General features: G+C 24.7%; 6 protein-coding genes, 1 tRNA gene and 1 pseudogene. 7 read left to right on the top strand and 1 reads right to left on the bottom strand.

Translation table 11 applies throughout. The annotated features are described in order from the left end of the window. Positions 1-239 precede the first annotated feature (239 nt). A pseudogene (locus BUA62_RS11280) lies at positions 240-557 on the top strand (transposase); the annotation flags it as partial. Positions 558-1,018: 461 nt separating this feature from the next. On the opposite strand, the gene BUA62_RS08250 reads toward BUA62_RS11280, so the two are convergent. Then, positions 1,019-2,044 carry an Rpn family recombination-promoting nuclease/putative transposase gene (locus tag BUA62_RS08250; protein ID WP_072865336.1) on the bottom strand — a complete coding sequence of 342 codons (1,026 nt, stop codon included), beginning with the start codon at positions 2,042-2,044 and terminating at the stop codon, positions 1,019-1,021. Between the two features lie 255 nt (positions 2,045-2,299). Between BUA62_RS08250 and BUA62_RS08245 the strand changes: the two genes are divergently transcribed. From BUA62_RS08245 to BUA62_RS08220, 6 genes are all read left to right on the top strand, one after another. After that, positions 2,300-2,374, top strand: a tRNA-Arg gene (locus tag BUA62_RS08245). A 113-nt stretch (positions 2,375-2,487) separates the two neighbouring features. After that, a complete protein-coding gene (ylqF, locus tag BUA62_RS08240; RefSeq protein ID WP_047265539.1) occupies positions 2,488-3,312 on the top strand; it encodes a ribosome biogenesis GTPase YlqF in 825 nt (274 codons plus the stop codon). Positions 3,313-3,619: 307 nt separating this feature from the next. Continuing rightward, the gene (locus tag BUA62_RS08235) at positions 3,620-4,546 is read left to right on the top strand and encodes a hypothetical protein (RefSeq protein WP_072865335.1); all 927 of its coding nucleotides are present in this window, start codon (positions 3,620-3,622) and stop codon (positions 4,544-4,546) included. Then, on the top strand, positions 4,539-4,811 hold the full coding sequence (locus BUA62_RS08230; protein ID WP_072865334.1) for an EscU/YscU/HrcU family type III secretion system export apparatus switch protein: 273 nt from the start codon (positions 4,539-4,541) through the stop codon (positions 4,809-4,811). Before BUA62_RS08235 ends, BUA62_RS08230 begins: the two co-directional genes overlap by 8 nt. Continuing rightward, a complete protein-coding gene (locus tag BUA62_RS08225) occupies positions 4,802-6,571 on the top strand; it encodes a tetratricopeptide repeat protein (RefSeq protein WP_072865333.1) in 1,770 nt (589 codons plus the stop codon). Before BUA62_RS08230 ends, BUA62_RS08225 begins: the two co-directional genes overlap by 10 nt. Before the next feature lie 21 nt (positions 6,572-6,592). After that, positions 6,593-7,684, top strand: coding sequence for a hypothetical protein (locus BUA62_RS08220; RefSeq protein WP_072865332.1), 1,092 nt, complete (start codon positions 6,593-6,595; stop codon positions 7,682-7,684). Positions 7,685-7,701 lie beyond the last annotated feature (17 nt).

The raw sequence follows: 7,701 nt of genomic DNA, 5'->3' as shown, positions 1-7,701 counted from the left end.
GATAATAAACTCTTTAAAATTTTTTATATTCTTAAACAACTCAGTGATGAGTTTTTTTCTTGCTATGAAAAATAAGCAGCCTCCGTCAGAAGACATACCTTCGGTAGTATAATATAAACTGTGTAAAAATAAAAAAAGGAAGAGAAAAATAAAAAGAAAGTGAAAAGAATGATATTTGGTGGAGGGATCACAATGCCAAGGAAAAGGAAAGAAAAAAATGAAAAATTCTTGGTAAGGTTAGAGGTGTAAAGGATATTTTAATTGCTTCTGTTGATGGATTAACAGGTTTTTGGGATAAGCTATCAGCTTACTTTAAATATTCAGGACCTATTAGAAAGCTGATATATACCACAAATCCCATAGAAAATGTACATAGACAATTTAGAAAAATAACAAAAAATAAAAGTGGATTCCCAACAGATGAATCATTAATAAAAGCAATATATCTTGCAGCAATGAGAGTAACAGAAAAATGGACTGGTAGAATCAGAGATTGGGAACAAATATTAAATGAACTTAGAATATATTTTGGAGATGATAGAGTGCCTATATTTTAAAAAAGATATTTAGAAAAATTAGATAAAATCACAATTGAATATTAAACTCATTTTGAAAAGTGAATATTACTTAAACCACTGCACAGAAATGTGCACAAAAGGATAAGAACAAAAAATTGAATATTCATTAAAAAGAAAAATTCTCAACTAAAATCTAACACAAAAATTATTATAAACACTATGGAATTATAACTCTAACATTTAAATTTCACAAAATATATTAATTTTACGAAAAACTAAGAAAAAACTTTATAATTAACGATATTTTATGATAATAGTATATAATTAGATATTATCAATTTATACAGAATTTTGGATAGTCCCTCCAATAGATATAGAAAACATTTATAATTTATAGTAGCTCCCATGTTTTTTTTATTTTTATTACGATATCCAAGCACATACAACAACGCCAGGAGTTATTCCTGGCGTTGTCTATTTAATTGAAAATATCTATTAATTTAATTAGATGAATTTTTAAGAAGGTTAATAGCCTCTTCAAGAGTAATATCAAAGATATTGTTAGTTAAATCTTCAATTGTTTTTATATCCAAGTAATCAAGGTTATTTAAGTATGGAACAATATTATCTCCAAATTTTTTGAATAAAAGACTTTTTGCGATTGTTTTTTCGCCTTCAAATTTTCCTTTTTCAATTCCTTTTTCAATTCCTTTCTCAATACCCTTCTCAAAGCCCTTCTCAATTCCTTTTTCAAAGCTTTCCTTTAACGATTCATCTATTGCTTTTACAAAGTTTTCAAACATTCGAAATTCCTCCTCTCCACTTTCAATGTTTATCTCTATATTTTCAATTCTATTCTTTTGACTCAATACTATTAAGAATTTGTTCAAATATTCGGTGAATTTTTTCTTTTCATCTTTTGGTAAGCCTTTAAATGCTTTTTCTATCTCTTGAAACGCTTCTTTTATATTTTTTTTATCTGTTTTATCTATGCTCAATAATAATCCTAATGCATTTTTTATATCAATTAACCTTTTTCTATCTATTTGAGATAAATCTATTAATTCATATTTAAATCTTGGTGTATATATATCAAATAATTGCCAGTTTTGTATTTTTTCCATATACCAAATTTCTGCTGTCCATTTCCTTTTACCATTATAGAATACAACTGGTATTATTGGCGGTAATTTAAATCCTTTGTTTTTCGATTTATGTCTGTTTATATAATTTCTCCATATTCTAACCATATATTCCAATATCCTGAATTGCATTAAATAATCTATTGATGATTGATGTTCAAGTAATAGAAAAAGATATAAATCATTATTATCATAATTAATTTTAAATAAAATATCAGATTCTTTGTCTCCATAGTTTAAATCGGTAAATTTAGTTTTTTCAATGGTAATTTTATCAGGAGTGATATTGAATTTTTTTAATGATGGTAGAAACAAATTGATAAATTCAATAATCATATCTTTGTCTTGAAATATTTCTTTGAATAGTTGATCATATAGTCCCATATTTTTCACCTTCTGATATTTTATTTCTTTTCTATTATATCATAATTGGATTAAATAAAAATATGATAAAGATGTATTGATTTCTATCTTTTTTTGTACTAACCTTGAATCAAGGAGTGCCTTTTTTTATTTTTACTATTTGGACACTTTATTTGCTTTTATGCTTCTTCTTTTTAATTTTATCTTTATATTTTCTTTATTGATTTTACTCATTTTTTTTGTTAAAATACTTATAGTCCTAAAAAAATCAATCTCGCCCTCATAGTTCAACGGATAGAACGGCGGATTCCTAATCCGCAAATGGAGGTTCGATTCCTCCTGGGGGCACCAGTATTAATCCGGGAAGTTCCCGGATTTTTTGTTATTTCTCTTTTCTATAAACTAAAATAGAAGTAAGATATTTTATAAAAACAAATCAAACACAGAGATAAGAAGGTGAAAAAATGTGGTATCCTGGCCATATAAAAAAAGCAAAAGGAAAAATTAAAACATATTTAAAAACTGTTCAGGGAATACTGGAATTAGTTGATGCAAGAGCTCCTTATGCAAGTAGAGCTTATGAATATGATGACCTGTTTAAAAATAAAGAAAGAATTATTCTTTTTAACAAAATTGACATTGCTGATGAAAGCAAGCTAAAATTCTGGGAAAAATATTATAGAGATAAAGGATATAAAGTTTTAAAAACAGCTTTAAAAAAAGTAAGTGTAAGAAGTTTTTTAACAAAAATAGTTTATAAATCGTTTCCAAAAAAGTTTAGCGAATTGAGGGTAATGGTTGCTGGTATACCAAATGTTGGAAAATCAACCTTAATTAATAGTATAAAAGGGAAAAAAGCTTTAAGGGTGGGCAATACCCCAGGAATTACAAGAGGCCTTCAATGGATAAGTGTTAACAATCAATTTATGTTACTCGATACACCAGGTATTTTATATAGTGAAATATACAATAAAAAAATATTATATAAACTTATATTAATAGGTTCAATTAAACCAGAAGAAGATGAAAAAGAATTTGCAATAGAATATGGTTTCAACTTTTTTAAAGAAAAATATCCAGATATAATTAAAAAAGCTTTAAAATCAGATAGTATTCCTGAAGATCATATAAAATTTCTTGAATTATTCGCTAAAAGAAGAAATTTTATTGCTACTGGTAATACTTACGATATTGAAAGAGCTATGAGTACTTTTTTAAAAGAATTGTCAGATGGAAAATATGGAAAAGTTGTATACGATTATCCTGAGGATTATGATATTTTAAAGTGAGGGATTTTTTATTCTAAATGGCATTAAATTTTTTAATTTTGGGATTATAAAAGAATTAACAAAAACAAAAAATATAAAAACATTAATTGCCTTAATAGAGGCAATAGATGAGGATATTATTCAATTAAAAATAGATAAAAATAAAAGGATAATTATTGAAAATCCAAAATTACCAGAAAACATAAAAGCTGGAGATTATATTAATGTTATCGATGAAAAAAGCAAAAATACTAATATTACACAGGCAAAAGAACTTTTATTTATTATAGAAAATCAAAATATCAAAGAATCTGAAAAAGAATATTCTTTGAAATTTCCTTTATTAAATGAAAATATAGAATTAAAATTAATTGGCAACATAAAAAGTCCACAAATAAAAAATTTTATAACTTGGTTAGGAAAATTTATTAAAAACATTTTTCCAAAGAATTATAATCTCTCAGAAAAATATAATATCACTCCCGATAATAAAAAAAACATTAATAGTGCTAATAATTTTATTAAAACCTTTATAAAAGAAATTGCAAAAAGTATCATAGAAAACAAAAGTTTAAAGATCCCTGATCCTAATGACAGCGCAAAAATCATAAATAAAATGATTAAAAATACAATTTTAATAAACAAAGAAAAAGAACCAACGGATATACTCAAAAACATTACAAATCAAAATAATGATCAAATTGTAAAAAATAAAAAAAATGAGAATTTTATAGAATTTGAAAAAAAGGACGTAAATTCCTTAAATATAAACGAAAACAATAAAAAAAATGAAAAAAGCAATAAGATTCCACATAAATCAAAAACAGACGAAAAAGCATATTATATAAAAACACAAAAAAACGAAATATTTCATAAAGCATTGAATGCATATAAAAACTTTTCACAATTTGAATCTATTCAAGAACCAAACTTCGTATTTTTTCAATTATTTGGAATGCCTATTTTTTTAAATATTAGCGATGAAATAGATTATGAAAAACAACAGCAAAAAAAGATAAAAAGAATAGCTTTTTCTTTTATTTCTAATAAATTTGGTTTGATAAATAGCATTATATATAAGAAAGACAATTCCATAACAATTAATTTTAATATAGAAAGGAATATTGATGATTTTAAAAATAATATAAATCATTTAATTAATGAAATAGAAAAAGATAGTATTAAAATTAATGCTTTACAAATCAACACTTTAGAAAATACAGAAAAATTAAATAAGAAGGGATTATATGGATAAAAAAGTTGTGGCTATAAAATATGAAGAATTTAAAGATGAGGTCCCGACTGTAATTGCCAAAGGTATAGGAAAAATCGCTGATAAAATCATTGAAATTTCCAAAGAAAATAATATACCTATCTTGAAAAATACAAAAACTGTAAATGAATTGTATAGCCTTGATATACCTTCAGACATTCCTGAAGAAATGTATTTTATTGTTGCTAAAATAATTGCATATGTTATGGAACTCAATGAAAAAAGGGAGGAAAAATCATGGGATTAAAATACGCTATTGTCTATTTAGATTTAAAACCAGAATATGCAAAATTATATAATTTGCCTGTAAAAATGCCAATATTAGTAGATGATATGAAAAACATTACAGATAAAAACAAATTACCTCTTAACGTTATTTTAAGAGGATTAGAAGCACAATATGAAATTTCAAAAGATGAATATTATAAAAGTTATCTCGTATATTTTTATTATGAGGCATTTAAAGATGCTTTAAACAAAAATGATTTTGAAAATGCAAACTTATATTTAAATAAAGCAAAGAAAATTGGTGGAGAAGATTATAGATTTAATTTCTATAGATCACTTTTGCTAAAAAAAAGCGGACAAGATGAGTTAGCAGAATTGGAATTAAAAGAATCTATAGTAAAAAATCCAAATTTTTATCTCGGTCATTTTGAATTGGGAAATTTAATGTTTGAAAGAAAAATTTATGAAGAAGCTCTTGAAGCTTATAAAAATGCTTTAGAATTAAATCCGGAATTCATTATTCCTCGTTTAAAAATTGCTGATATATATATTGAAAATGGATTGTTTTCTGAAGCAATAGAGGAACTTAATACTATATTAAAAAAAGATCCTGAATTTCCCGCTGCTTATGTAAGATTAGGAATATTATTTAATCAACTACAAAGATTTGAAGATGCTATCAAAATACAGGAAAAAGGCTTGGCAAAAGATCCTGAAAATTATGAATTGCTATATAACATAGCTTATACATATGCAAAACTCGGAAGACATATAGAAGCAACCAAAAAATTAGAAAAGGCTGCAGATATTTATGAAGAAGACTTTATACTTCATGAATTATCTATATCTTATAGAAATATTGGTGAATATATAAAGGCGTATGAAACAGCGAAAAAAGCTTTAGAAATCGCTAAAGAAGAGAATAAAAATCTAATTCTATTATTATTGGTAAAATTATCTGCTATTATTGGAGATATTGAAAGTACAAAAAAATATTATGAAATGTTAAAAAATACAGAATTTGAAATATCTGCAAAAACATTTTATATGTTTTCACTTTTATCCAATGATGAAATAGACATTGCAAAAAAGATATCTATTGAATTAAATAATTATGGAATGTATGGAAATATGCCTTTAATAATAGATAATATTGACTCTTATCTTGATTATTTAGAAAATATTGCTGATAAAAATTATGTGGAATCTTTGATAAATTCTTTTGATGAATATGGTGAAATTGACAAATTAGGATTATACAGAAATTTAAAGAAAAATAATATAGAGATAATGAATCTTATAAAAGAGGAGCCAAGTGAGGATATTGATGGTATTGAATTATTATTAAATGCATATTTATTAAGTGGTATAGATTATGGACTTTCCGAAAGAGTATCAACGCTTTTAACAAAATATATATGGAAAGATGGAAAAGGAATCTTGATTTCACGATTTTTATTAAGATTTTATCAAGATAGAGTATTTGGTAATTTAAGCAGTTTAGATGTTTTTGTTAACGACATAATAGAAGAAATGAAAGATTTGCACTTTGAACTAGCTCGGTTCATTTCTGATTATGAATTAAACCTTATAGACTTTGATACGCTTTTAGAGTATTCCATTGACTCTTTTGAAAACATAATTATTGTATTATTATCTTATATGCATATCCAACCAACTTTAGAAGAAATTCAAAACTCTAAATTTGAAGATTTGAAAGTTGAAAAATTAATCCTTTGGGCATCAGAGCTTGATAATTTAATAAAAACACTAAAATAAAGATATCGGGGAGGATTTTATATGAAAAAAGTTGTTTATTTAATATTGTTTTTTATCATTCTTTTTTCTTTCACAAATTGCACACTAAAAGAGGATAAAAAACCTATAATACAATTAATTGAACCAACTTCAAATTTAATTGATAGTAGTTTTAATTTGAAATTTAAGATTTCTGATGATATTTATTTAAAAAATTGGGAAATATCTATAGATAACCAGATAATTAGTGCATTAAAATTTGATAGAATAAGCGAAAATGAAATAGAAGTAAGTTCTTTAGAACCATATAAAATAGATAATATACCAGATGGAAAAATATTGAATATTATAATTTCTGCAGAAGATAATATAGGTAATAAAACCTCTCTGAAAAAAGAATTAAAAGTAGGGCGAAAACCAGAAATAAAATTATTACCTTCTGAAAATATTTACGATACTGTCGAAGGAACATTTAATATTCAAGCATATATAAAAGATATTGATGTTGAAAGTTACGCTGATATTGCTGATTATAATTTGAGCATTTCAAATAATGATAATTTAATTTATTATTTGTCAGCTCCCCAATCTGTAAAGGATGGAACTTATGATATTGATGCTACTTTAATTTCAACAGATTTTAATGCTTATGATTATCCAATAGGTGACTCCTTAGATTTATATATTTCTGTAACAGATAGAGCATCTAATACAACTATTTATGAAAAATCAATTAAAATTGGAGGAGAAGCTCCTATAATTAAAATTCTCGAACCTAATAAATATTCAACCGCATCTACCACTTTAACTGTTATTGCTGAAATTACAGATGACGTTGAAATAAAAGATATTAAATTAATAGTAAACAACGAAGATAAAACTGTTGAGAGTACTTTATACATGGAATCTTTAGACTCTACAAAATTAAACATAGATGAATTTAAAAATTATTCATATATAAAAAAGGTTTATATAAAAAATGATAAAATTGAATTACCTTTAAATGAGAGTATAATTGAAATTAAAGCTGAAGATCGCGCAGGAAATACTATATCTAGAGGATTCAAAATTATAATATCTACTGAAAATATAAATTCACCAACAAAATCATTTAAAATAATAAAAGTGTGGTGATAACATCAAAAAATTTA

This window comes from Marinitoga hydrogenitolerans DSM 16785 (assembly GCF_900129175.1).
In the GTDB taxonomy this organism is placed as follows: domain Bacteria; phylum Thermotogota; class Thermotogae; order Petrotogales; family Petrotogaceae; genus Marinitoga; species Marinitoga hydrogenitolerans.
Note: the sequence above shows the minus strand (reverse complement) of the source record. Positions and strands in the feature narration are given on the sequence as shown.